General features: G+C 68.5%; 20 protein-coding genes and 1 pseudogene. 5 read left to right on the top strand and 16 right to left on the bottom strand.

The window, feature by feature from the left end:
- Positions 1–125 precede the first annotated feature (125 nt).
- Complete coding sequence (locus tag SZ55_RS17515) at positions 126–1,637, top strand: GGDEF domain-containing protein (RefSeq protein ID WP_044409019.1); 1,512 nt, start codon at positions 126–128, stop codon at positions 1,635–1,637.
- Between the two features lie 14 nt (positions 1,638–1,651).
- Here SZ55_RS17515 and SZ55_RS17520 read toward each other — a convergent pair whose 3' ends face one another.
- Entirely contained in the window at positions 1,652–4,576 is a 2,925-nt protein-coding gene (locus SZ55_RS17520) for a TonB-dependent receptor (RefSeq protein WP_044409023.1), read from the bottom strand.
- Between the two features lie 176 nt (positions 4,577–4,752).
- On the opposite strand from SZ55_RS17520, the gene SZ55_RS17525 reads away from it, so the two are divergent.
- Together SZ55_RS17525 and SZ55_RS17530 are read left to right on the top strand one after the other, a co-directional pair.
- On the top strand, positions 4,753–5,292 hold the full coding sequence (locus SZ55_RS17525) for a sigma-70 family RNA polymerase sigma factor (RefSeq protein WP_044409026.1): 540 nt from the start codon (positions 4,753–4,755) through the stop codon (positions 5,290–5,292).
- Positions 5,285–6,250: a FecR domain-containing protein gene (locus tag SZ55_RS17530; protein WP_044409030.1), complete on the top strand. Its 966-nt coding sequence runs from the start codon at positions 5,285–5,287 to the stop codon at positions 6,248–6,250. Before SZ55_RS17525 ends, SZ55_RS17530 begins: the two co-directional genes overlap by 8 nt.
- Before the next feature lie 9 nt (positions 6,251–6,259).
- Here SZ55_RS17530 and SZ55_RS17535 read toward each other — a convergent pair whose 3' ends face one another.
- The 7 genes and pseudogenes from SZ55_RS17535 to SZ55_RS17560 form a co-directional block, all read right to left on the bottom strand.
- On the bottom strand, positions 6,260–7,069 hold the full coding sequence (locus tag SZ55_RS17535) for a ChbG/HpnK family deacetylase (RefSeq protein ID WP_044409033.1): 810 nt from the start codon (positions 7,067–7,069) through the stop codon (positions 6,260–6,262).
- Positions 7,066–7,455 (bottom strand): GtrA family protein, encoded by a 390-nt coding sequence (locus SZ55_RS17540; RefSeq protein ID WP_044409036.1) that lies wholly within the window; start codon positions 7,453–7,455, stop codon positions 7,066–7,068. Before SZ55_RS17540 ends, SZ55_RS17535 begins: the two co-directional genes overlap by 4 nt.
- Positions 7,452–8,453, bottom strand: a complete 1,002-nt coding sequence (locus SZ55_RS17545; protein WP_044409039.1) for a glycosyltransferase family 2 protein — start codon at positions 8,451–8,453, stop codon at positions 7,452–7,454. The genes SZ55_RS17540 and SZ55_RS17545 overlap by 4 nt, the downstream gene beginning before the upstream one ends.
- Positions 8,446–9,939, bottom strand: coding sequence for an ArnT family glycosyltransferase (locus tag SZ55_RS17550; protein WP_044409042.1), 1,494 nt, complete (start codon positions 9,937–9,939; stop codon positions 8,446–8,448). The genes SZ55_RS17545 and SZ55_RS17550 overlap by 8 nt, the downstream gene beginning before the upstream one ends.
- Before the next feature lie 147 nt (positions 9,940–10,086).
- A complete protein-coding gene (locus tag SZ55_RS29145; protein ID WP_232060843.1) occupies positions 10,087–10,632 on the bottom strand; it encodes a methyl-accepting chemotaxis protein in 546 nt (181 codons plus the stop codon).
- 15 nt (positions 10,633–10,647) lie between these two features.
- A pseudogene (locus SZ55_RS29150) lies at positions 10,648–11,391 on the bottom strand (PAS domain-containing protein); the annotation flags it as partial.
- Between the two features lie 118 nt (positions 11,392–11,509).
- Positions 11,510–11,788, bottom strand: coding sequence for a peptidylprolyl isomerase (locus SZ55_RS17560; protein ID WP_044409048.1), 279 nt, complete (start codon positions 11,786–11,788; stop codon positions 11,510–11,512).
- Positions 11,789–11,931: 143 nt separating this feature from the next.
- Here SZ55_RS17560 and SZ55_RS17565 point away from each other — a divergent pair, with 143 nt between their 5' ends.
- A complete protein-coding gene (locus tag SZ55_RS17565) occupies positions 11,932–13,146 on the top strand; it encodes a PilT/PilU family type 4a pilus ATPase (protein ID WP_177329735.1) in 1,215 nt (404 codons plus the stop codon).
- 28 nt (positions 13,147–13,174) lie between these two features.
- Here the strand turns inward: SZ55_RS17565 and SZ55_RS17570 are convergent, their stop codons facing one another.
- The 3 genes from SZ55_RS17570 to SZ55_RS17580 form a co-directional block, all read right to left on the bottom strand.
- Positions 13,175–13,909 (bottom strand): substrate-binding periplasmic protein, encoded by a 735-nt coding sequence (locus SZ55_RS17570; RefSeq protein ID WP_236692451.1) that lies wholly within the window; start codon positions 13,907–13,909, stop codon positions 13,175–13,177.
- Positions 13,910–13,994: 85 nt separating this feature from the next.
- Positions 13,995–14,720 (bottom strand): alpha/beta fold hydrolase, encoded by a 726-nt coding sequence (locus tag SZ55_RS17575; RefSeq protein WP_052807624.1) that lies wholly within the window; start codon positions 14,718–14,720, stop codon positions 13,995–13,997.
- Complete coding sequence (locus tag SZ55_RS17580; protein ID WP_044409054.1) at positions 14,701–15,492, bottom strand: crotonase/enoyl-CoA hydratase family protein; 792 nt, start codon at positions 15,490–15,492, stop codon at positions 14,701–14,703. The genes SZ55_RS17575 and SZ55_RS17580 overlap by 20 nt, the downstream gene beginning before the upstream one ends.
- A gap of 352 nt (positions 15,493–15,844) precedes the next feature.
- On the opposite strand from SZ55_RS17580, the gene SZ55_RS17585 reads away from it, so the two are divergent.
- Positions 15,845–17,521, top strand: a complete 1,677-nt coding sequence (locus SZ55_RS17585; protein WP_044409057.1) for a DEAD/DEAH box helicase — start codon at positions 15,845–15,847, stop codon at positions 17,519–17,521.
- 66 nt (positions 17,522–17,587) lie between these two features.
- On the opposite strand, the gene guaD is transcribed toward SZ55_RS17585, so the two are convergent.
- The 5 genes from guaD to xdhA all read right to left on the bottom strand — a co-directional run bounded on the left by guaD (position 17,588) and on the right by xdhA (position 23,835).
- On the bottom strand, positions 17,588–18,889 hold the full coding sequence (guaD, locus tag SZ55_RS17590; protein WP_044409060.1) for a guanine deaminase: 1,302 nt from the start codon (positions 18,887–18,889) through the stop codon (positions 17,588–17,590).
- A gap of 102 nt (positions 18,890–18,991) precedes the next feature.
- Entirely contained in the window at positions 18,992–19,840 is an 849-nt protein-coding gene (xdhC, locus tag SZ55_RS17595; RefSeq protein WP_044409063.1) for a xanthine dehydrogenase accessory protein XdhC, read from the bottom strand.
- Positions 19,837–19,974, bottom strand: a complete 138-nt coding sequence (locus SZ55_RS28325; protein ID WP_160158591.1) for a hypothetical protein — start codon at positions 19,972–19,974, stop codon at positions 19,837–19,839. The genes xdhC and SZ55_RS28325 overlap by 4 nt, the downstream gene beginning before the upstream one ends.
- A 20-nt stretch (positions 19,975–19,994) precedes the next feature.
- Positions 19,995–22,388, bottom strand: a complete 2,394-nt coding sequence (gene xdhB, locus SZ55_RS17600) for a xanthine dehydrogenase molybdopterin binding subunit (protein WP_044409066.1) — start codon at positions 22,386–22,388, stop codon at positions 19,995–19,997.
- Positions 22,381–23,835, bottom strand: coding sequence for a xanthine dehydrogenase small subunit (gene xdhA, locus SZ55_RS17605; protein WP_044409069.1), 1,455 nt, complete (start codon positions 23,833–23,835; stop codon positions 22,381–22,383). The genes xdhB and xdhA overlap by 8 nt, the downstream gene beginning before the upstream one ends.
- Between the last annotated feature and the right edge of the window lie 241 nt (positions 23,836–24,076).

A 24,076-nucleotide genomic window follows, 5' to 3' on the forward strand; every position in this document is an offset into this window, starting at 1 on the left:
GGTGTTTGATACGGGGCGGGCGGGTGGCCGGTCGTCTGTTTTTCCAGGTTGTCAGGGGTGCGATGCGACTCGCCGAGGGTTTGCAGCGTCGCATCGCCTGAAATGGAAGTCTGCGTGGTGCATTTGTGAAACGTGATATCCGTCTTACCGCTCTGCTCCTGGCCATCATCGTGGTCTCGCTCATCGCCCTGGTCGGCTGGAAGGTCTGGGCCTCGCGCGAGCGCACCCTGCATGAAGCCTACGTGCACAGCCTAAACCTGACCCAGGCGCTGGACACCTACGCCGAAGGCATCGTCCGGCAGAGTTCGACGCTGCTGCTGGGTTTCATGGAGCGCTTGGAGGCGGAGGGCACCGGGCCGGAGCAGATGAAGCGCCTGCATGCCCTGGCGGACCAGCAGCAGCTGCTGATGAGCCAGCTCAACGGCATCGTCATCTACGACGCGGCGGGCAACTGGCTGATGTCCTCCAATGGCGAGGTCCCGGCCAATGCCAACAGTGGTGACCGGGCCTTCTTCCTCTTCCACCGCGACAACCCGACCCGCGAGGTGCACATCGGCCCGCCGATCCGCAGCCGCGCCACCGGGGCCTGGGTGATCACCGTCAGCCGGCGCTTCGAGGACGCCCCCGGCCATTTCGCCGGCGTGGTGGCGGTCACGCTGGGGGTGGAGAACTTCCTCCGGCTGTTCGGCAAGATCGACGTGGGCACCGAGGGGGCCATCGCGCTCACCTTCACCAACGGGCAGATGCTGGTGCGCTACCCGTTCCGCGAGCAGGACATGACCCACGATTTCTCCGGGTCGCCCATCTACACCCAGTACCTGGTGGGGCACTCGGTGGGCACGGCGGCGCTCACGTCGAGCCTGGACGGGGTGGACCGTCTGTATGCCTTCCGCAAGAACGAACATCTGCCCCTGGTCACCACCGTGGCCGTCGGCAAGGGCGAGACCCTGCAGGCCTGGCGCACCGAAACACAGTTCACCGTGGGCGTGGCCACGGCGATGCTGGGGGGCATCGGCATCGTCGGGCACCTGCTGATCCGCGACATCCGCCGGCGCATCCGCACCGAGCGGCTGCTCATGGCGACCCGCGAGGACCTGCTGCTGAGCAATGCCCGGCTGGAGGCCCTGGCCTCCCGCGACCCGCTCACCGGGCTGGCCAACCGGCGCGGCTTCGACATGACCCTCACCACCGAGGCCCGGCGTGCCTACCGGGAACGGACGCCGCTGTCGTTGCTGTTGCTGGACATCGATCACTTCAAGCGCTTCAACGACGCCTACGGGCACATCGCCGGGGACGAGTGCCTGAAGGCGGTGGGCGAGGCCCTGCAGGGGTGCGTGCGGCGCCCGAGCGACCAGGCAGCCCGCTACGGCGGGGAGGAAATGGCGGTGATCCTGCCCGGCACCGACCTGGCCGGCGCACAGGCCGTGGGCGAGGCCATCCTGCAGCGCCTGGCGGAGCTGGCGATTCCCCACAGTGCCAGCCCGCTGGGCCGGGTCAGCGCCAGCATCGGCGTGGCGACCCTGCAGGGTCCGGTGTTGCTGGGGGGCGAGCTGGCACTGGTGGAGGCGGCCGACCAGGCGCTGTACCGGGCCAAGGACGCTGGCCGCAACCGCGTGGAGCTGGCCGGGCCGGCCTAGCATCGGACCGCGTGTCAGAACCGCGCCTGCACGCCGAGCCGCCAGGTGCGCCCCGGGGCCGGCATGAAGCTCTGCGCCAGCGGGTCCAGGTAGTAGCGGTCGGTGAGGTTCTGCACCGACAGGTTCAGCTCGGCGTGCTCCAGCACCTTGTAGGTGAGGAACAGGTCGTACAGCGTCACCGCGCGGTAGTCGATCTGCGGCGTGGTGGCGCCGGTCTGCCAGGGCTTGTCCAGCTGCGCGGTGGGGCCGGAGGTGTGGGTCATGCGCCCGCCCAGGGTCAGTGTCTCGTCGAAGAAGCGCAGGCCGGCCAGCAGGTTGGTGGAGAACTTGGGCGGGTTCTGGGTGTTGGTGTACGAGCCCATGTAGCTGCCCGGGGTGCAGTCCGGCGTGTCCTGGGTGCGCTGGTAGGGGCTGGCGACGGCGCGCAGCTTGGCGGCGAAGGCCGCGTCGCAGGTTTCGGTCTTCAGGTAGTAGGTGGCCGAGAGGTCGGCGAACACGCGCCCGGCGTCGTAGTGCGACTGCAGTTCCAGGCCACGGGTGCTGTAGCGGTCGGTGTTGCTGAAGGTCATCTGTCCCCAGAGGCCCGGGCTCGGGTCGTAGTAGCGGGTGATGTAGTGGCGGATCTCGTTGTCGAAGAACGCCAGCTTGGCGGACGCGGTGTCGCCTGATGCCAGCAGGTCGCTGCGCAGGGCGCTCAGGCCCAGCTCCCAGCTGCGCGAGCGCTCGGGCTTGAGGTGCTTGCCCGGAGTGACCTGCTGGGTGCCCTGGCTGGTCTCGAACAGCGAGGGCTGGCGCAGGCCTTCGGTGTAGGTGAGGTAGGCGAAGGTGTCCGGCAGGAACTCGACGTTGACGCCGAAGGCCGGGGCGAAGCCGCCGCCGTGGCTGTCGCGCTGCGGGGTGTAGGCGTAGCCGGTGACGACGTTGCTGACCTCCTCCGGGGAAACCGTCACCTGGGTGGCGCCGAAGCTGTCGAAGGGCACGCCGTTGAACGGCTCGTTGCTGTTGCCGAAGACGATGCCGTTGTTCAGGCGCGGGTCGGTGGCGGCGGTGTACTGCCCGTTCTGGTCGGGGAACCACATCATGCTGCCCCAGCCCGTGGGGCTTTCCACCGTGATCCAGCGCATCGCGCGGTCTGCCCGGCGGGCCTCGGCGAGCACGGTGTTGTCGCGGGTGCGGTAGTGGCTGTAGCGGCCGCCGCCCCACAGGGTGACTTCTTCGATGGGCTGGTACTCCAGCTTGCCGTTGAAGCTGAACTCCTGGCGCGAGGCGTCCCGCAGCATGCGGTTGGCGTTGATGTCGTGCTGGGTGGTGGTCACGCTTTTCTGCGGTTTCAGATCCTCCACCTGGAAGGCGCCACCCAGCTCCAGGGTGAAGTCGCCGTGGTCGGTGCTGAAGCGCGACACGTTGCTCAGGTCGCCGCCGATGCGCCGGTCGTCCTGCCGGGCCCAGGCGCGGTCGGTGCGGTACAGCTGGGAGGTGGGCGCCATCCAGGCGGCGCTGAGGGAGCTGGTCTGCGAATCGGTCAGCCACAGGCCGGCATTGAGGTCCAGCAGCGGGTTGTCGGCGGGCAGGTAGTGGTAGCGCGCGGTATAGGTGTCGATCGCCACGTCGCTGGTGGGGTACTGGTAGATGCCGGCGGTGCCGAAACGGAAGATGTCCGAGGGCATGATCTCGCCCATGTGCCCGTCGAAGCGGCGGTAGCCCAGGTCCAGAGTCTGTTCGTCGTCCAGCCGCCAGGTGGTCTTGAGCAGGTAGGACTCGGTCTCTGCCGAGGAGTTGAGCACCTCTTCACCGGCGTTGTAGGTGCTGGCCACGCTGGGCTGCTCGTCCCCCCAACGGTCGAACAGGCGGTAGCGGTCCTGGCCGTGCTTGCCGGCGAAGTAGTTGCCCTGGTTGCGGTGGGCGTAGGCGGCCACCAGGTCCACCCGCTCGTGGTGGAAGGCGAAGGCCGCGCTGCCGGATTCGGCCGCCGAGTTGAACAGGTTGCCGCGCTGTGTGCGGGGGACGGCGCTGAGGTCCTCGGTCCGCGAGTGGGCGTCCCGGCTGGCGGGCTCTACGCCGTTGTTCCAGAGGTTGCCGGTCACGCGCAGGCCCACGTCCTGGCCGTCGACGAGGATGTCGTCGACGCCGAGGGTGGTCATCTCCACTGCGCCGCCGATGGCCCCGGAGCGCAGGCTGGGGCCCTTGTTCACGGTCACGCTGCTGAGCAGGTCCGGGTCGATGTAGCTGCGCTGCTGGGTACCGCCGTAGCCGCGGTAGACATCCAGCGCCTGCTCCGAGCCGTCCACCCGCACTGCGATGCGGCTCTGCCCCTGGATGCCGCGGATGTTGACGTCCAGCGCGCCGCCGTTGCGGCTGTCGCCCACCTGTACGCCGGCCACGCCCTTGAGCATGTCGCCCACCGAGACGGTGCCGAAGCGGTCCAGGTCCTCCCGCGTCAGGTGCACGGAGGAACGTGGCGCGCGATAGGCCTCCTGCGGGTCGTCGAGCAGGGCGGTGGCGCCGACCATCGTCGGGTTCAGTTCGAGCCCGGCCTCGGGCGGCGTGCTCCGGGGCAGCAGGACATAGGTGCCGGCGGCTCCGGGCAGCAGGTCCAGCTCCGTGCCGGCCAGCAGGCGCCGCGCGGCGTCCGCCACGCTGTAACGCCCCTTGAGTGCGGGGGCGGTGCGGCCCCGCGTCAGGTCGGCATCGTAGGACAGCAGCAGCCCGGACTGGCTGGCAAACAGGCCCAGCGCGGCACCCAGCGGCCCGCGCGGGATGTCGTAGTCGTGGGCGCTGTCCGGCTGGTCGTGGGGCGCGGTCGTCTCGGTGGCCTGCACGGACGGGGCGGTGATACCGGCCAGCAGGCAGCCGATCAACGCGCAGCCGACGGCCAGGCTGATCGGAGAGAGGCGGATGGGCATGGGCGAAGCGGCGGGGTGCCGGTGGACTGCAGGCATGGTTCTCTCGCTCGTAGGGTGTGTGGCCCGCCACTCGCTGCGGGCTGTCACTCCCTCTGTCGCACGAGATTGGAAAAGGTATATGCGGATCGTTCTTGTTTTCATCCGTGCTTGTGGCGGCTCGGATTTTAGTGATAATTGTTTTCATTTGCGACCTGCCGTGCCGATCCCCCGCGATGACTTCCCCCGAATCCCCGATCCTGCCCGCCGAGCGCTGCCCCGTGACCACGCTGTACACCGAGCACCACGGCTGGCTGCGCAACTGGCTGAGCTACCGGTTGCGCTCCTGGGGCCGGGGTGTCGCCGATGACCTGGCCCAGGACGTGTTCCTGCGGGTGCTGGTGAGCCGCGATGCCCGGCAGGGCGGGGCCATCCAGCAGCCCCGCGCCTACCTGACCCGCATCGCCCAGTGCGTGCTGGTCAGCTGGCGGCGGCGCCATTCCCTGGAGCAGGCCTGGCTGGAGGCGCTGTCGCAGCTGCCGGAGCCGGAGCACCCTTCGCCGGAGCAGCAGAGCGTCATCCTCGAGACGCTGCATGAGGTGGACGCGCTGCTCGATACCCTGCGCCCACCCGTGCGCCAGGCGTTCCTCATGGCGACCCTGGACGGCATGAAGCAGAAGGCCATCGCCGAGGCCCTGAACATCGCCCTGCCCACCGTGAAGAAGTACATCCACCAGGGCTACCTGGTCTGCCTGAGTCGGATGCCCGATGCCTGACCTGCGCCCCCCTGGCGACCCCATCGCTGCCACCGTGCTGGAACAGGCCGCGTCCTGGCTGCTGCTGATGCAGGAACGGCCGCTGACACCCGCCGAACAGGCCGAGCTGGTGCGCTGGCAGCACGCCGGTCCCGAGCACGCGCGCGCCTGGCAGCGTGCCCAGCGGCTGCTGGATTGCCTGGGCACGCTGCCGCCGGGCCTGGCCCGGCAGGCCCTGGATCGCCCGCTTGGCAGCAGCCGCCGCACGGTGCTGCGCAGCCTGCTGCTGGCCACCTGCTCGGCGCCGCTGGGGTGGTGGCTGTGGCAGCGCAGCCGGGCGGGCGTCGACTACCTCACGGCCCGGGGTGAGCGCCGCGAGCTGTGGCTGGAGGACGGCACCCAGGTGGCGCTGAACAGCGACACGGCCCTGCAGGTGCGCTTCAGCGCCGACCAGCGCCTGCTGCACCTGCAGCGCGGCGAGCTGTACGTGACCACGACGGTGGATCGGCAGGTGCCGCCCCGGCCGCTGCGGGTACGCACCGGGCAGGGGCTGATGCAGGCGTTGGGCACGCGCTTCAGCGTTCGCACCTTCCCGGACGCGACCCTGCTCGCCGTCTACCAGGGGGCGGTGAGGGTGACCCTCGACCACCCGGGTGCCGTGCCGCACGAAGCGGTCCTGCAGGCCGGGCAGCAGGTGCGTTTCAGCCGTGAGCGGTTCGGTGCTGTCGAGGCCGCGCGCGAGTCCGCCCTGGCCTGGCGCAAGGGGCTGCTGGTGGCGGAAGACATGCCGCTGGCGCAATGGGCGCAGGAGCTTATGCGCTACAGCGACCGGCCCCTGGCCTGGTCACCCGCCGTGGCGAGCCTGCGGGTGTCCGGCACCTTCCCCGTCGACGACCTGCCCCTGGCGCTGGCCATGCTGGCGCAGAGTCACGGGGTACGGGTCGAGGCCGTCGGCGGGGGGATGCGCATCCAGCGCTGAGCGGCTGGATCAGCCGAAGCGCGTGAGGAGGATGTCCCGCTGAGCGCAGGCCTCCATGAAGGCGTCGCTGGCGAGGAAGGCGTATTCCCGTTCCCGGGCGTCTGCAATCGGGTCATCAGCGGCGCGCGGGCCGTGGCCGGGGTGGCACATCAGCAGGCCACGGTCGGGGCAGGCGTCCAGCCAGGCCTGCATGAGCCCTGGGAAGTCGGCCTCCGGCGTCAGGGCATAGAGGCCGGCGAACCAGGGCGGCGTGCGCAGCCCCTGGGCCTTGGCCCGCTGCTGGAAACCCCGGCAGGCGTTGGCCAGCACCCGCGCCTTGAGCCCGCTGTCGCCGGGGTGGGCGAGCCGGTCCGGCGCGCGCAGGTAGGGCGGTGCGATGGTTTCCCAGCGCTGTTCGATGGCCGTCAGCAGCGCCTCGCGGATCACCGGGAAGGCGTGCACGTGCTGGTGCCCGTCGATGAAGTCCGGCAGGCGGCCGAAGTGCTCGGTGAAGCGGTCGATCTGCGCCAGCGCCAGGTCCTGCAGCCGTGCACGGGGCAAGGCGCGGAGCTGGCTCAGCAGCAGCCAGTAGGGCAGTGGACGGGTTCCGTGCTCGAACGGATGGGTCAGGTTGAAGTGCAGGCCGATGTCCGCCTGACCGTCGAAGGCCTTGAGTGCTCGGGCGTGCTCGGGCCACAGCGGCGACTGGCTCATCACGCTGGTGGCCGACAGGCGCCCAGCGCCCAGCAGCGCGAGGATGGCGCCGCTGGTGGCGTCGGTCTGGGCGAAGTCGTCGGCGCACAGGGTCAGCCGGCGGGGTGGGCGGGCGTGGCTGTTCATCCGGCACTCCCCGGCAGGCGGAAGGCCCAGAGCTTGCCGAGCACGAAGGTCATCCCGGCCACCAGGACCAGGACCAGCAGCAGGGCCGGGCGGTAGCCGAGGGCCGTGTGCTGCAGCAGCAGGGCGTAGAGCCCTTCGTTGACCGCGAAGCTCAGGCAGGCGACGGCGAAGAAGCGTGGCAGGGCCTGGCGATGGGGCACGCCAGTGGCGCGGAAGGTCTGCACCCGGTGGCCCCAGTAGCTGACCTGGAAGGCCAGCAGGAAGCCCAGCACGTTGGCCAGCAGCGGCGCCAGCCCCAGGGGCACCAGCACCCAAGCCACGCTGGCGAAGTGCACCAGCAGGGCACTGATGCCGACCACGCCGAACCAGAACAGCTCGCGGCTCAAGGGCGGGGTTCCCGGTCGCGGCTGCTGATGCGGCTGATCAGGTAGTTGGGGCGCTGCTTGACCTCGTCGAAGATGCGCCCGACGTATTCGCCGAGGATGCCGATGGACAGCAGCTGGACCCCGCCGAGGAAGCACACCGCCACGGCCAGGGTCGGCCAGCCCCGCAGCGGGTTACCGAACAGCAGGGTGTGGATCAGCTCCCAGAAGGCGTAGCCGATGGCGAGCAGGGAGATCGTGCAGCCCACCAGGGTCCAGATGCGCAGGGGCAGGTTGGAGAAGGCGGTGAGCCCGGTGATGCCCAGGTCCAGCAGGCGCCGGTAGTTGAAGCTGCTGTGGCCGGCGCGGCGTTCGTCCACGCGGGTGATCATCGGCCGCTGGGTGAAGCCGACCCAGTGGTACAGGCCCTTCATGAAGCGGTTGCGCTCGGGCATCTGGCGCAGGGCCTCCAGCACGCAGCGGTCGAGCACGCGGAAGTCCTGGGTGTCCGGAGGCATCTTGTGCCGGCAGCCGCTGTTGGTCAGGCGGTAGAAGGCGTGGGTGCACAGGCGCTTGATCCAGGGCTCGCCACGGCGGTGTTCGCGCACGCTGTAGACCATGTCGTAGCCCTGGCGCCATTGCTTGAGGAAGTCCGGGACGCGCTCCGGCGGGTGCTGGAAGTCGCAGTCGATCAGCACCGCCACGTCGCCCCGGGCCTGGTCGATGCCGGCACTCAGGGCGATCTCCTTGCCGAAGTTGCGCGACAGCTGGATCAGCGTCACGGGCAGGGCATCCAGCTGGCCGAGTACCTGCTGCACGGTGTCGTCGCGGCTGCCGTCGTCCACCACCACCAGTTCGTGGCGGTAGCCGGCGGCGTCGAGCAGGGCGTGCAGGGTCTGCAGCATCGGCACGATGTTGGCCGCCTCGTTGTAGGCCGGCAGGATGCAGCTGACCAGCGGATCGGCCGGCCGCTCCTGGGCACGCAGGGACAGCAGGTAGGGCGGGACCTGGTAATCAGTCATGGCGATGGTCCTCGGCGTCCAGGATGGGGGCGGCTTCGCCCAGCAGCAGGAAGGTGTTGCCGACGTTGCGCACCTGCGCCACGGGTTCGAAGCGGGCGCGGATGTCCGCCGGCAGCAGGCGCAGGTCCTTGTCCTGGCAGACGATGAAGCTGCCGGGGCGGCCGCTCAGCCAGTCGCGCAGCTGCTCCGGGTCCGCGGTGGTGCGGGCGCGGCCGTGGGAATAGAACTCGGCGGAGAAGGCGCGGCTGTCGCTCCAGTACACCAGCGCGCTGGCCGGCGACGGATGCTGGGTACGCCAGGCAGCGATCACGTCCTTCTGGGTACGCAGGTAGCGGTCCCCCTGGAAATGAGTGACTGCCAGCACACCGGCCAGCAGCAGGGCGCCGATGGCGGCGATCAGGGGCAGGGCGCTGCCGCTGTCGGGGTTGCGCCGGGCCCGCAGCCAGAGCTCGGCGAACAGCAGGGCGCAGCCCGGCAGCATGGGCATGGGGTAGGGGAAGATGATGTTGCCGGAGAGGGTGAAGAACAGCGGCGTCATCAGCGTCCAGAACGCCAGGTAGAGCACCCAGCCGTCCTCGTCGCGCACCAGGCGGGGCAACTGGCGACCGTGGCGCGCCAGCCAGGCCAGCATGACCAGCGACCAGGGCAGCAGGGCAGCGAAGGTGTAGGGCCAGATCATGCCGCGCGGGGTGGCATGGGCGAAGCCGTACTTGTCGCCCTTCCAGCCGGCATCGAGGAAGCGGCTGAGGTGCTCGCCGACGATGAAGTAGTTCAGGAAGCCCGGGGTGCGGTGTTCCGCCAGCAGGTACCAGGGAAGTGCGATGGCCAGCATCAGGGGGATGCCGGTGAGCCAGGGCAGGCGCTGCCAGAGGGCACGCCAGCGGTTGCCCAGCAGCACCCAGAAGAACACCGGCATGCCCACCAGCACGCCGGCGATCGGGCCCTTGGCCAGCAGGCCGAGCCCCAGCCCGATGAACAGCAGGTAGCCCCAGGCCCGGCTGCCGAGGACCACGGCACGCCAGACGGCCACCAGGCTGAAGGTGACGCAGAACAGCAGGGCGGAATCGGTCATCACCGTGCCGGCAGTGCCGAGGAACAGCAGCCCGCTGCCGAGGATCAGCGCGCACGCGAGGGCGGCGTCACGGCCGCTGCGCTGGCGGATCAGGCTGCACGCCAGCAGCAGGGTGGCCACGGCCAGCAGCAGCGAGGGCAGCCGTGCCGCCAGCTCCGTGGCGCCGAGCAGGTCCATGCTGCCGGCGGAGAGCCAGGTGGACAGCGGCGGTTTGGCCCAGAAGGGCACGCCGTAGTCGTGCCACAGGGTGACCCAGTCGCCGGTCTCCCACATCTTGCGGGCGATCTCGCCGTAGCGGGCTTCGGTCTTGTCGGTGAGGGGGAGTGCCCAGGCGGCGATGAGACGCAGGAGCAACAGGAGAAGAAGGACGGGGATCGCGAGTCGCTGCCAGCGCATGGTCGGTGAGGTCTGCATGGGGGTCGATACGCTCCCTGTGGTGCCGTTGGAGCCGTCCAGGCTCGAAGCCAAGCGTAGATGAGATTGGCTGTACGGCTGCTGTACGAACAATCGGAGTCCCCCCGGGGTGACGGGCGCCGTCCGGAGGGGCTCCGCAGGTGGCTGTCAGTCGGTGTAGGAAAGGGCGATCTGCGCCACGGCATCCACCACCCGCTGGGCCTCGGAGCGGATCTCGTTGATCACCGTGCCGGCCTGGTTGGCCAGTTCGACGCCGCGCTGTGCGCGGCTCTGGGTGGTGGCCATGCCGGTCACGGCATCGTGCGCCAGGCTCTGGTTCTGCTGCACCACGGCCTTGATCTCCACCGTGGCCTGGCTGGTGCGGAAGGCCAGTTGGCGGACCTCGTCGGCCACCACCGCGAAGCCGCGCCCCTGGTCGCCGGCGCGAGCGGCCTCGATGGCGGCGTTGAGCGCCAGCAGGTTGGTCTGGTCGGCAATGGAGCGGATCACCTGGACGATGTTGGTGATCTGCTCCGACTGCTGGTTGAGGCCTTCGATCTGCCCGGCCACGGCGGCCAGGTCGTCGGCGATCTCGGTGACCACCTGGACCGTCTCGGCGACGGTGCGGGTGCCCCGGTCGGCGGTGATGTCGGTTTCCCGGGCGATGTCCTGGGCCAGCTGCGCGGCGGCGGCTTCGGTGTCGCGCCGCAGCATCTGGGGGGTGATGTCGGTGGCGAATTTGACCACGCCGTAGGGACGTCCGGTGGAGTCGTACAGCGGGCTGTAGGTGGCGCGCAGCCAGATGGTGCTGCCGGAGCGGGTGAGCCGGCGGAAACGGTCGGAGATGTACTCGCCGTGGCGCAGGCGGTCCCAGAAGTGCTGGTAGTCGCTGCCGCTGGCTTCGTCGGGGCAGCAGAACAGGCTGTGGTGCTTGCCCTGCACCTCGTCGAGGCTGTAGCCCATCAGGCCGAGGAAGTTGGCGTTGGCGCCCACCACCCTGCCTTCGAGGTCGAATTCGATGGCCGCCATGGCGTGGTTGATGGCGTTCACGTAGCTCTCGTGGACGTGCTCGGCTTCCAGTTGGCGGGTGATGTCGGTGGCGACCTTGAGGATGCGGATGGTCTGGCCGGCTTCATCCAGCACCGGCATGTAGGTGGCCTCCAGCCATACCTGGCGACCGCTGCGGGTCAGGCGCATGAAGCGGTCGCTGAAGTGCTCGCCGGCCCGCAGGCGGCGCCAGAACTCCTCGTAGGCCGGGCTGCGCACCAGTTCCGGGGTGCAGAACAGGCTGTGGTTGCGCCCCAGTACGTTGTCCAGCTGGTAGTCCACGACGCCGAGGAACGCGGCGTTGGCATCGAGGATGGTGCCGTCCGGGCTGAACTCGATCATCGCCATGGCGTTGCGGATGGCCCGCAACTCGAGCTCTCCCAGCGATACGGGCGGCGCGGCCGGCTTCTTCCTGGCAAACCACATGGTCGGCTTCCTCTATCAGATTCGAAAGCCGCCCACGGTAGCGGAAGGCCATCGGTGCTTCCGGAGGGGCTGGCCGATGGAGGAGGGGGAATGCCTCGACGGTGCGCGTAGGACTGTTTCAGTCCCTGAAGAACACCTGCACCAGGTGATAGCCGAACTGGCTCTTCACCGGGCCGTGGATGGTGCGCACCGGCTTTTTGAAGATCACCTGGTCGATCACCCGCACCATCTGTCCGGGGCGCACTTCGCCCAGGTCGCCGCCGCGCTTGCCGGACGGGCAGATGGAGTGCTTCTTCGCCAGCACGGCGAAGTCCTCGCCCTTGGCCAGGCGCTGCTTGATCTGTTCGGCTTCCGCCTCGGTCTTGACCAGGATGTGGCGGGCAAGGGCCTTGGCCATGGGATTTCCTCTTGGTTTGTGGAGCCGTTCATTGTGCCAGCCACGGGCCGGGCCATACAGTTCGTCGCCTTCACGGCACATGCCGTGCCCACTGGCGAAATTCGCCTACCGTTACCTTGTCCCGCCCCACGGATACACGCCCCATGGATCTCCCTTCGATGCTGAAGGTCCTTGCCTCCCAGGATGGCTCGGATCTCTACCTGTCCACCGGCGCGCCGCCCTGCGCCAAGTTCAACGGCGTGCTCAAGCCGCTGAGCGCCGACCCGCTCAAGCCGGGGGACGTGGCGCGTATCGCCGAGTCGATCATGGACCCGGAGCAGCGCGTCGAATTCGACCGTGAGCTGGAGATGAACCTGGCGATCTCGGTGCCCAACGTGGGGCGCTTCCGCATCAACATCTTCAAGCAGCGCAACGAGGTCTCCATCGTTGCGCGCAACATCAAGCTGGACATCCCCCGCTTCGAGGACCTCAAGCTGCCCGAGGTGCTGCTCAAGGTGGTGATGGAGAAGCGCGGCCTGGTGCTCTTCGTCGGCGGCACCGGCTCCGGCAAGTCCACCTCCCTGGCGGCGCTGATCGACTACCGCAACCGCAACAGCGGCGGGCACATCATCACCATCGAGGACCCGGTGGAGTACGTGCACCGGCACAAGAAATCCATCATCAACCAGCGCGAGGTGGGGGTGGACACCCGCAGCTTCCACGCCGCCCTGAAGAACACCCTGCGCCAGGCGCCGGACGTGATCCTCATCGGTGAGATCCGCGACCGCGAGACCATGGAGCACGCCCTGGCTTTCGCTGACACCGGTCACCTGGCCATTTCCACCCTGCACGCGAACAACGCCAACCAGGCGCTGGACCGCATCATCAACTTCTTCCCCGAGGAACGCCGGCCGCAGCTGCTCAACGACCTGGGCAACAACCTCAAGGCCTTCGTCTCCCAGCGCCTGGTGCGCACTTCCGACGGCAAGCGTCGCGCGGCGGTGGAGGTGCTGCTGGGCACTTCCACCATCAGCGACCTGATCAAGCGCGGTGACTTCAGCTCCATCAAGGAGATCATGGAGAAGTCCAAGGCCCTGGGCATGCAGACCTTCGACCAGGCGCTGTTCGACCTGGTGGTGGAAGGTGCCATCAGCGAGGACGAGGCGATCAAGAACGCCGACTCCGCCAACAACCTGCGCCTCAAGCTGAAGCTCTACCGCGACGGCCCGGCTCCCGCACCGACGCCCGCTCCCGCCGCCGCACCCACCCCGCCACCGGCCGCGACCCGTACCCAGGACGCAGCCAGCTGGGGCCTGGAGCTGAAGCTGGAGGAGCTGCCCGAGGAAACGCCGCCGGAAGATCCGGGCAAGCACTTCTGACACCTGCGCGCGGGCAGGACGCTCCCGTTCACTGCACCCCTGGCAGGTAGTGCTTCTGGATGCGCTGCACCCGGCCTTCGTCGCGCAGGGCCTGCATGGCGTGGGCGACGGCGTCGGTCAGCTGCGGGTCGCACTGGCGCGAGCAGGCGATGTAGAGGTCGGTGGTGGCCAGGGGTGGGCTCATGTGCAGCTTGCGGTCGGTGACCTGGGGCCAGATGTAGAGCCCTTCGGTCACGCCGGTGAACCAGGCGTCGATGCGCCCCATCAGCAACAGCTGGGCGGGCTTGTCGCCCAGCACCAGGTGGCGGATCTGTTCGTCTGCGAAGCCTTCGCGGTGGAGGATGTCGCTCTGGGCGGTGCCCAGCCCCACACCGATCTGCCGGTAGCGCTGGCGCGCTTCCTCGAAGCTCTTCACCGGCTCGTCGAGGCTGAAGAACACCCGGTCCAGCGCCATGACCGGGGCCACCCAGGTGTAATGGGCTTCGCGCTCGGGGGTACGGGAGAGGGGAATGATCAGCAGGTCGTGGCCGTCCATGACGGTTTTCTGCGCCCGGGCCCAGGGCTCGACGCGGATGCGCACCCGGTAGCCGGCGCGCTTGAGCGCGAGGAGAGCGGCGTCGCCGACGATGCCGTGGCCCTTGGCGTCCTGGACCAGGGTCAGCGGTGGTGCATCGGGCAGGTACAGGTCCACCTGGCGTGGTTGTGCCTGGAGGCCGAATGCGAGGCAGAGCAGGGCGATGATCCAGATCGCTTTGGCGGGCACGTGGCAGTCCAGTCCAAGGTGGTGCAGCGAGTATAGAAAAGCTCCGGGAGGGTGCAGGGTGACGGCGGTCATCTCTTCCCAGCGATCAGTTCACACCCAGGTGCAGCCGGGAGAACGCCACGATGGCTTCCGCCGAGGCCTGGGGGTGGGCCTGCAGCAGCGCATGGGGGCCGTCCAGGCGGACCAGGCTGAAGGCTCGGGTGCGCTGGGCCACTGCCCGTGCGGCCCGTGCCGGCACCAACCGGTCCTGCCGGGCCTGCAGGTACAGCAGCGGAACCTGCAGCTCGCCCAGGCGCGCACGCAGGTCCACCGTGGCGACGGCGCGCAGGCGCGAGGCGAGACAGGCCGGCGGTGCCAGGGACAGGCTGTGGCGCAGGGCCGCCAGGGTTGACGCGGGCGCGTCGGTGCCCAGCAGGGCGAAGCGCAGCAGCCAGCCCGGCACGGCGTCGAGGGGCATCCGGCGGATCAGCGGTTCAAGAAGCACGATGCCCGGGCGAGGGCGATGGGCGAAGCTGCAGGCCAGCACCAGAGCCCTCAGGCCGGGTGGGCGGCGCAGGGCCAGCTTCAAAGCGACGGGGCCGGAGAAGGACTCCCCGAGCAGGATGAAGGGCCGGTCTTTCGGCAGTTGGTGTTCTGCCCATTCGACGAGGCTGTCGTAGTCCTGGGGCGCCACCGTCGGGTAGCCGAGCACCTGGCAGTCCAGGCGCCCGGCAAGGGCTTTGCTCAACGGTTCGAACAGCAGGCCGCTGCCGTCCAGGCCCGGCAGCAGGATCAGCAGCGGTGCGATGGCCTCAGCGTCCCTTGAAGGCACCGGGGCGGCGCTCCAGCATGGCCTGCAGGCCTTCCTGGGCGTCCTCCGAGGCCAGCAGGCGCTGGGCGACTGCCGGCAGGGCACGGGCGGCGGCGAGTTCGCCCTCGTTCACCACCTGCCGTGCGGAGGCGAGGGTGGCGCGGATGCCCAGTGGTGCCTGGGCGGCGATCCGCTCGGCCAGCCAGAGGGCGCGGGGCATCAGCTCTTCGCTGGCCAGCACCTCCTGCACCAGGCCCAGGCGCAGGGCTTCGTGGGCGTCGAATTCGTCGCCGGTGAGCAGCCAGCGCATGGCGTTGCCCCAGCCCGCCACCTGGGGCAGGCGCAGGGTGGCACCGGCGAAGGGGAAGATGCCGCGCTGGACTTCCATCTGGGCGAAGCGGGTGTTGCTGGCGCAGAGGTTGATGTCGGCGGCGAGCATCAGTTCGATGCCGATGGTGAAGCAGTAGCCCTGCACGGCCACCAGCAGCGGCTTGCTCAGGCGCGGGCCGCCGAAGGTGCCCCAGGGGTCGACGGCGCCCTCGGGCAGTTGCCAGCCGTTGCGGAAGGTCTCGGCCACGTTGGCCAGGTCGAGGCCGGCGGTGAAGTGCTCGCCGTGTGCGAACACCAGCGCGCAGCGCGCTTCGTCGTCCCGCTCGTAGTCCCCCAAGGCCAGCACCAGGTCGTCGAGCATCGCCTGGTCGAAGGCGTTGCGCTTGGCGGGGCGGTCGAGGCCGAGCAGCAGGATGTGGCCGCGCTGTTCGCGGGTCACGCGGCCGGTTTGGGCGTGGGACATGGAGGCGGTCCTCGGAGGGAAGGGGCGGGGGCTCGGAGGATATAGCCGCTGCGTGTGGCGTTGTCCATGCGACCAGAGCCGTCTGGCGCTTTGCGTGAGAAAAACGCTGCGCGCTTGTCAGCTTTTACTGTATGATGCGCGCCGGCCCTAAACCGGGCCCCGTTCAGGAACTGCATCTTTCGGGGCATTCGCCTTCAGCTGCACCGTCCGCATCGCGGACTACCCTAGACGTAACACTCCAACCAATAAGCAACTCGCAAATTCTCTCCCAGGCTGCCAGGGTGACCCACAAGGTCTTTCGGCATATGCAGCTTTGGGTTTGGGTCTTTGCGGATGCACATGAGGCATACCCATGACCCAGGATATCGGCGGATTCGCCGCGCTCGGCCTTCACCCCAATGTTCTCGCTGCCATCGCTGCAGTGGGCTACGAAGAGCCTTCCCCCATCCAGGCCCAGTCGATTCCGGTGATCCTCGCCGGGCACGACATGATCGGCCAGGCCCAGACCGGTACCGGCAAGACTGCAGCCTTCGCGCTGCCGATCCTTTCCCGTATCGATCCGGCCAAACGTGAGCCGCAGGCGCTGATCCTGGCACCGACCCGCGAGCTCGCACTGCAAGTCGCCACCGCTTTCGAAACCTACGCCAAGCAGATGCCCGGCCTGAACGTCGTGGCCGTCTACGGCGGCGCGCCCATGGGCCCGCAGCTCAAGGCCCTGCGCCAGGGCGCCCAGGTGATCGTGGCCACCCCCGGCCGCCTGTGCGACCACCTGCGCCGTGACGAGAAGATGCTCGCCACCGTGCAGCAGATGGTGCTGGACGAAGCGGACGAGATGCTCAAGCTCGGCTTCATGGAAGACCTCGAAGTGATCTTCGAGGCCCTGCCGGAAAGCCGTCAGAGCGTGCTGTTCTCCGCCACCCTGCCGCCGTCGATCCGTTCGATCGCCGAGCGTCACCTGAAAGAGCCGCAGCACGTCAAGATCGCTGCCAAGACCCAGACCGTGGCCCGCATCGAGCAGGCCCACCTGATGGTCCACGCCGACCAGAAGGTCGGTGCCGTGCTGCGCCTGCTGGAAGTCGAGGAGTTCGATGCGCTGATCGCCTTCGTGCGCACCAAGCAGGCCACCCTGGACCTCGCCTCCGCCTTGGAAGCCAAGGGCTACAAGGCCGCTGCGCTGAACGGCGACATCGCCCAGAACCAGCGTGAGCGCGTGATCGAGTCCCTCAAGGACGGTCGCCTGGACATCGTCGTCGCCACCGACGTCGCTGCCCGCGGCATCGACGTACCGCGCATCACCCACGTGGTGAACGTGGACATGCCGTACGACCCCGAGTCCTACGTGCACCGTATCGGCCGTACCGGCCGTGCCGGTCGTGAGGGCCGTGCCCTGCTGCTGGTCACCCCGCGCGAGCGCCGCATGCTGCAGGTGATCGAGCGCGTGACCAACCAGAAGGTTGCCGAAGTCCGCCTGCCCACCGCGCCCCAGGTACTGGATGCACGGATCCGGAAGCTGACCAACAGCCTGGCCCCCCTGGTGGCCGACGCCGAGGCCAGCCATGGTGAACTGCTCGACCGCCTGATCGCCGACATCGGCTGCAGCCCGCGTGCCCTGGCCGCTGCGCTGCTGCGCAAGGCCACCAACGGCCAGTCGCTGAACCTGGCGGACGTGGAGCGCGAGCAGCCGCTGGTGCCGGGTGCTCCCCAGCCCCGCGAGCGCCGTGAGCGTGACGGTGAGCGTGGCGAGCGCGGTGAATACCGCGAGCGTCGTGCGCCGCTGCCGGTCGGCGAAGGCCGCGTGCGTTGCCGCACCGCCCTGGGGACCCGCGACGGCATCGCCGCGAAGAACCTGCTGGGCGCCATCCTCAACGAGGGTGGCCTGGCGCGCGAAGCCATCGGTCGTATCCAGATCCGCGAGACCTTCAGCCTGATCGAGCTGCCCGAAGAGGGCCTGGATCGCCTGCTGGGCAAGCTGAAGGACACCCGCGTGGCGGGCAAGTCGCTGAAGCTGCGTCGCTACCGCGAAGACTGATCCGCACTGCTGCAACGCAACGGGGGGCCATTTGGCCCCCCGTTGCGTTTCTGCGTGTGCGAAACCTCAGGCGCGCTGGTGCACCGAGCGGCCGGCGGCGAAGGTTTCCTTCACGGTGCGGTCGTCGCCGAGGATGGTCAGCGCGAACAGCTTCTCCGCCAGGCTGCGGGCCTGCTGCATGCGGTAGGCCATGAGCGGGGTGGCCTGGTAGTCGAGGACGACGAAGTCGGCGTCCTTGCCGGCCTGGAAGTTGCCGATGTGGTCGTCCAGGTACAGCGCGCGGGCGCCGCCCAGGGTGGCGAGGTAGAGGGACTTGAACGGGTCGAGCTTCTTGCCCTGCAGCTGCATGACCTTGTAGGCCTCGTTCAGCGACTGCAGCTGGGAGAAGCTGGTGCCGGCGCCGACGTCCGTGCCCAGGCCCACGCGCACGCCATGCTGCTCCAGCTTCTGCAGGTCGAACAGGCCGCTGCCGAGGAACAGGTTGGAGGTGGGGCAGAAGGCCACGGCAGAGCCGGTCTCGGCCAGGCGCTGGCACTCCTCGTCGCACAGGTGCACGCCGTGGGCGAACACCGAGCGCTCGCCGATCAGCCGGTAGTGGTCGTAGACGTCCAGGTAGCCCTTGCGCTCGGGGAACAGCGACTTGACCCATTCGATCTCCGCCTTGTTCTCGGAGAGGTGGGTGTGCATGTACAGGCCGGGGTATTCGCCGTAGAGCTTGCCGGCCAGCTCCAGTTGCTCGGGGGTGCTGGTGGGGGCGAAGCGCGGGGTCACTGCGTAGTGCAGGCGGCCCTTGCCGTGCCAGCGCTCGATCAGCGCCTTGCTGTCGGCATAGCCGGATTCGGCAGTGTCGGTGAGGTAGTCCGGGGCGTTGCGGTCCATCAGCACCTTGCCGGCGATCATGCGCAGGTCCAGCGCCTGGGCGGCTTCGAAGAAGGCGTCAACGGAGGTGGCGTGCACGGTACCGAACACCAGGGCGGTGGTGGTGCCGTTGCGCAGCAGCTCGCCGAGGAACAGGTCGGCCACTTCGCGGGCGTGGGCCAGGTCGGCGAAGGCGCGCTCGGTGGGGAAGGTGTAGGTGTTCAGCCAGTCCAGCAGCTGCTCGCCGTAGGAGGCGATCATGCCGGTCTGCGGGTAGTGGATGTGGGTATCGATGAAGCCGGGAGTGATCAGCGCGTTGGGGTATTCGCGGATCTCCACGCCGTCGAGCTCTGACAGCAGGTCGCGGGCGTGGCCGATGCGGGCGATGCGGCCATCCTCCACCAGCAGGATGCCGTCCTCGAAGTATTCATAGGAGGCCTCGACGCCCACCTCGGCGGGGTCGGCGATGCTGTGGAGGAGGGCGGAGCGGTAGGCGGTCAAGCGGGTCATGGCAGTCTCGTCGGTCAATGCGGTACTTGAGGGCCCGCGTTTCGCGCGGGCGTGGAAAAGCGGGCGCCGGGGTGGCCGCCCGCTTTCCGTTGTGTGGTCTGGTCAGGCCTGTTCGCGGCGGGAGCTGGGCACCAGCCGGGCGACCGTTTCTCCCTTCTTCACGTCCTGGCCATTGTCCTTCTGTCCGAAGGTGGCGTTGTAGGTGGCGATGATCTCACCGGCGATGGAGATGGCAATCTCCACCGGCAGCTTGCCCTTGACCTCGGCCAGCCCCATGGGACAGCGCATGCGCTGCACGGTTTCGCTGGCGAAGCCGCGCTCGCGCAGGCGGTGCTCGAACTTGACCCGCTTGGTGCGCGAGCCGATGAGGCCGAAGTAGGCGAAGTCGTTGCGCTTGAGGATCGCGGCAGTCAGCTCCAGGTCCAGCTGGTGGTTGTGGGTCATGACGATGAAGTAGCTGCCGGAGGGCAGGGCGTCGACTTCGTCGACCACCTCGTCGTTCACCACCTTCTCCACCCCGGTGGGCACCTGCTCGGGGAATTCGCTTTCCCGCGAGTCGATCCAGTGCACCTTGCACGGCAGGCTGGCGAGCAGTGGGGCCAGGGCGCGGCCGACATGGCCGGCGCCGAACAGGGCGATCTGCGCCTGGGGCTGGTCCATCGGCTCGAACAGCAGCACGGTGGCGCCGCCGCAGCACTGGCCGAGGCTGGCGCCCAGGCTGAAGCGCTCCAGGCGGGTGTCGCGGCTGCCGCTCGCGAGCATTTCCCGGGCGATGGCCATGGCCTTGAACTCCAGGTGGCCGCCGCCGATGGTTTCGTAGATGCGCTCGGCGGTGACCACCATCTTCGAGCCGGCGTTGCGGGGCGTGGAGCCCCGCTCTTCGATGATGGTCACCAGCACGCTGGGTTCGCCGCGCTGCTGCAGCTCGGCAAGGGCGTTGATCCAGCTCATCGGCTCAGCCTCCAGTTGCGCAGCGGGCGGCGCGAGCGGGACAGGCGCCAGTCGTCACGCTCGCCGGGGCGAGGCGTGTCGGTGGCGGCTGCCGGCCGGGCCGGGGTGTCGTGCAGGGTCGGACGTGGGTTCATCGGTCGCCTCCCGACTGCCCTCAGGCAGGCTCCACGTGGGCGTTGCTGGGGGCCTCGGCCTTGCGTTGCAGCGCCTTCATCTGCTCGACGCCCCAGAGCACGCGCTCGGGGGTGGCCGGTGCGTCGATCTGCGGGTGGGCCCTGTAGTCGGCGATGCTGGCCACGGCGTCCTTGATGGCGCACCAGGCGGCGATGCCGAGCATGAAGGGCGGCTCGCCCACGGCTTTGGAGTGGAACACCGTCTGCTCGGGGTTCTTGCGGTTCTCCACCAGCTTCACCCGCAGGTCGATGGGCATGTCGGCGATGGCCGGGATCTTGTAGCTGGCCGGGCCGCTGGTCATCAGCTTGCCCTTGGCGTTCCACACCAGCTCTTCGGTGGTCAGCCAGCCCATGCCCTGGACGAAGGCGCCTTCCACCTGGCCGATGTCGATGGCCGGGTTCAGCGAGGCGCCGACGTCGTGGAGGATGTCGGTGCGCAGCATCTTGTACTCGCCGGTGAGGGTGTCCACCAGCACTTCGCAGCAGGCCATGCCGTAGGCGAAGTAGTAGAAGGGGCGGCCGGCGGCCTTGTCGCGGTCGTAGTAGATCTTCGGCGTGCGGTAGAAGCCGGTGCTGGAGAGCGAGACCTGGTTGAAGTAGGCCAGCTGGATGACCTCTTCGAAGGCGAGGTACTGGTCGCGCACGCGCACCTGGCTGTTCTTGAACTCCACGTCCTCGGGGGTGACCTTGAAGTGCCCGACGAGGAAGTCCACCAGGCGACCCTTGATGGTCTCGGCGGCGTTCTGCGCGGCCTTGCCGTTCAGGTCGGTGCCGCTGGAGGCGGCCGTCGGCGAGGTGTTGGGCACCTTGTCGGTGTTGGTGGCGGTGATCTGGATGCGCGAGATGTCCACCTGGAACACTTCGGCCACCACCTGGGCGACCTTGGTGTTGAGGCCCTGGCCCATCTCGGTGCCGCCGTGGTTCAGGTGGATGCTGCCGTCGGTGTAGACGTGGATCAGCGCGCCGGCCTGGTTGAGGAAGGTGGCGGTGAAGCTGATGCCGAACTTCACCGGCGTCATCGCCAGGCCTTTCTTCAGCACCGGGCTCTGGGCGTTGAAGGCGCGGATGGCGTCGCGGCGCTGGGCGTACTCGGCGCTGGCTTCCAGCTCGGCGGTCATCTCGGCGAGCAGGTTGTGCTCGACGGTCTGGTAGTAGTGGGTGACGTTGCGCTCGTCCTTGCCGTAGTAGTTGAGCTTGCGCACCGCCAGCGGGTCCTTGCCCAGGTGGTGGGCGATGACGTCCATGATCTCTTCGATGGCGACCATCCCCTGGGGGCCGCCGAAGCCGCGGTAGGCGGTGTTGGAGGCGGTGTTGGTCTTGCAGCGCAGGCCGTTGATGGTGGCGTGTTCGAGGAAGTAGGCGTTGTCCGAGTGGAACATCGCGCGGTCGACGATGGAGCCGGAGAGGTCCGGCGAGTAGCCGCAGTTACCCGCCAGCTGCAGTTCGATGCCGGTGAGCAGGCCCTGGTCGTCGAAGCCGATGTCGTACTCGACGTAGAAGGGGTGGCGCTTGCCGGTGATGCTCATGTCCTCCATGCGCGGCAGGCGCATCTTGGTGGGGCGGCCGGTGAGGTGGGCGATCACCGCGCAGAGGCAGGCCGGACCGGCGGCCTGGGTTTCCTTGCCGCCGAAGCCGCCGCCCATGCGGCGCATGTCGATGACGATCTTGTTCATCGGCACGCCCAGCACCTCGGCCACCAGCTTCTGCACTTCGGTGGGGTTCTGGGTGGAGGTGTAGACGATCATGCCGCCGTCTTCGCTGGGCATCACCGAGGAGATCTGGGTCTCCAGGTAGAAGTGCTCCTGCCCGCCGATGTGCAGGTGGCCCTGCAGGCGGTGCTTCGAAGCGGCCAGGGCGGTGGCGGAGTCGCCGCGCTTGTGCTGGTGCGGGTCGAGCACGTAGTGCTTCTTCCGGTAGGCATCGACCACGTCGAGCACGGGCTCCAGGTCCTCGTACTCGATGAGGGCGGCCATGGCGGCCTTGCGTGCGGTTTCCAGGCTGTCGGCAGCCACGGCGAGCACCACCTGGCCGACGTATTCCACCTTGCCGTCCGCCAGCAGCGGGTCACCGGCCACCACCGGGCCGATGTCCAGTTGCCCGGGCACGTCCTCGGCGGTGATGGCGATGGCCACGCCGGGGATTGCGTAGCAGGGGCGGGTGTCGATGTGGACGATGCGTGCGTGGGCGCGGTCGCTCATGCGGGCATAGACGTGCAGCTGGTTGGGGAACTCCAGGCGGTCGTCGACGTACACCGCTTCGCCGGTGACGTGCTTGGGCGCGCTCTCGTGCTTGACGCTCTTGCCGACGCCGGTGGTGATGTCGGCACGGAACAGCGCCGCCAGTTCTTCCTGGGTCTTGAAATGGTGCTTAGACATAGGCGGTCACCCGGGTTTCGACGGCTGGGGATTGCTGTTCGAGGAAGCACTTGCGCAGCAGGTTCTGGGCCGCCAGCAGGCGGTATTCCTTGCTGGCGCGGAAGTCGGTGAGGGGGCTGAAGTCCTGGGCCAGGGCTTCACAGGCGCGCTCGACGGTGCCCGGGTACCAGGCGGAGCCGACCAGGGCCTGTTCGCAGGCGCTGGCGCGCTTGGGGATGCCGGCCATGCCGCCGAAGGCGACGCGGGCGCGGCGCACCACGCCGTCCTCGATCACCAGGTTGAAGGCGGCGCAGACGGCAGAGATGTCGTCGTCCAGGCGCTTGGAGACCTTGTAGGCGCGGAACACCTGGTTCTTGCGGGCGCGGGGCACGCGCACCTTCTCGATGAATTCGGACTCCTGGCGGGCGGTGACCTTGTAGTCCAGGAAGTATTCGTCCAGCGGCAGGGTCCGGGTCTGGTTGCCCTTGCGCAGGACGATCTCGGCGCCGAGGGCGATCAGCAGCGGCGGCGCGTCGCCGATGGGCGAGGCGTTGCCGATATTGCCGCCGAGGGTGCCCTGGTTGCGGATCTGCAGGGAGGCGAAGCGGTGCAGCAGTTCGCCGAAATCCGGGTACTCGCGGGACAGGGTCTCGTAGCAGTCGGACAGCGGGGTGGCGGCGCCGATCTCGATGAAGTCGGCATCCGTCTCGATGCGCTTCATGGCGTCGATGTGGCCGACGTAGATCATCACCGGCAGCTCGCGGTGGAACTGGGTGACTTCCAGGGCCAGGTCGGTGCCGCCGGCCAGCAGGCGGGCCTGCGGGTTGGAGACGTAGAGCTCGGCCAGGTCGCCGATGGTCAGCGGCACAAGGCAGCGCTTGTCGCCGCTGTTCAGCTCGGCGGTGTCGCGCGGGGCAATCGCCTTGAGCTGGGCGAGGGTCTCGGCTTCGGCGGCGTCGAACTGGTCGGGCTGCGCCTGGCAGCAGGCCTGCTCGGCGGCATCGAGGATCGGGCGGTAGCCGGTGCAGCGGCACAGGTTGCCGGCCAGGGCTTCCAGGGTCTGTGCCTTGTCGTAGCCGGTGCTGCCGGAGGCGGCCCGGCTCTTCTGCAGGGCGAACAGCGACATGACGAAGCCGGGTGTGCAGAAGCCGCACTGGGAGCCATGGCAGTCCACCATGGCCTGCTGGACGCTGTGCAGCTGGCCCTTGTGCTTGAGGTCTTCGACGGTGATGAGCTGCTTGCCGTGCAGCGAGGAGACGAACGTCAGGCAGGCATTGAGGGTGCGGTAGCGGATGCGGTCGTCGACCACCTCGCCCACCACCACGGTGCAGGCGCCGCAATCACCGGAGGCGCAGCCCTCCTTGGTTCCTGTCTTGCCCAGGTGCTCACGCAAGTAGTTCAGCACCGTGACGTTGGGGTCGAGCGCATGTTCGGTGCGCAGCTCCCGGTTGAGTAGAAACTGGATCAAGGAAGACCTCCAGGCACTTTATTGTTGTTTACGAGGGCTCGTATGGCCGCGAATTTAGAGTCCGTTGACTTTTCGGTCAATATTTTTCTGACCTGAAAGTCAGAAAATCATGCGGGCTGTACTGCAAGTGCCGTGCCGGGGCGCTGGAACAAGGGTAGACCGGAATGCAAACGCCCCGCTCTGGGGCGGGGCGCTTGCATTCCGGTCTACCCTTGTTCCAGCGCCCCGGCACGGCACTTGC

The organism is Pseudomonas sp. FeS53a (assembly GCF_000931385.1).
GTDB classification, from domain to species: domain Bacteria; phylum Pseudomonadota; class Gammaproteobacteria; order Pseudomonadales; family Pseudomonadaceae; genus Metapseudomonas; species Metapseudomonas otitidis.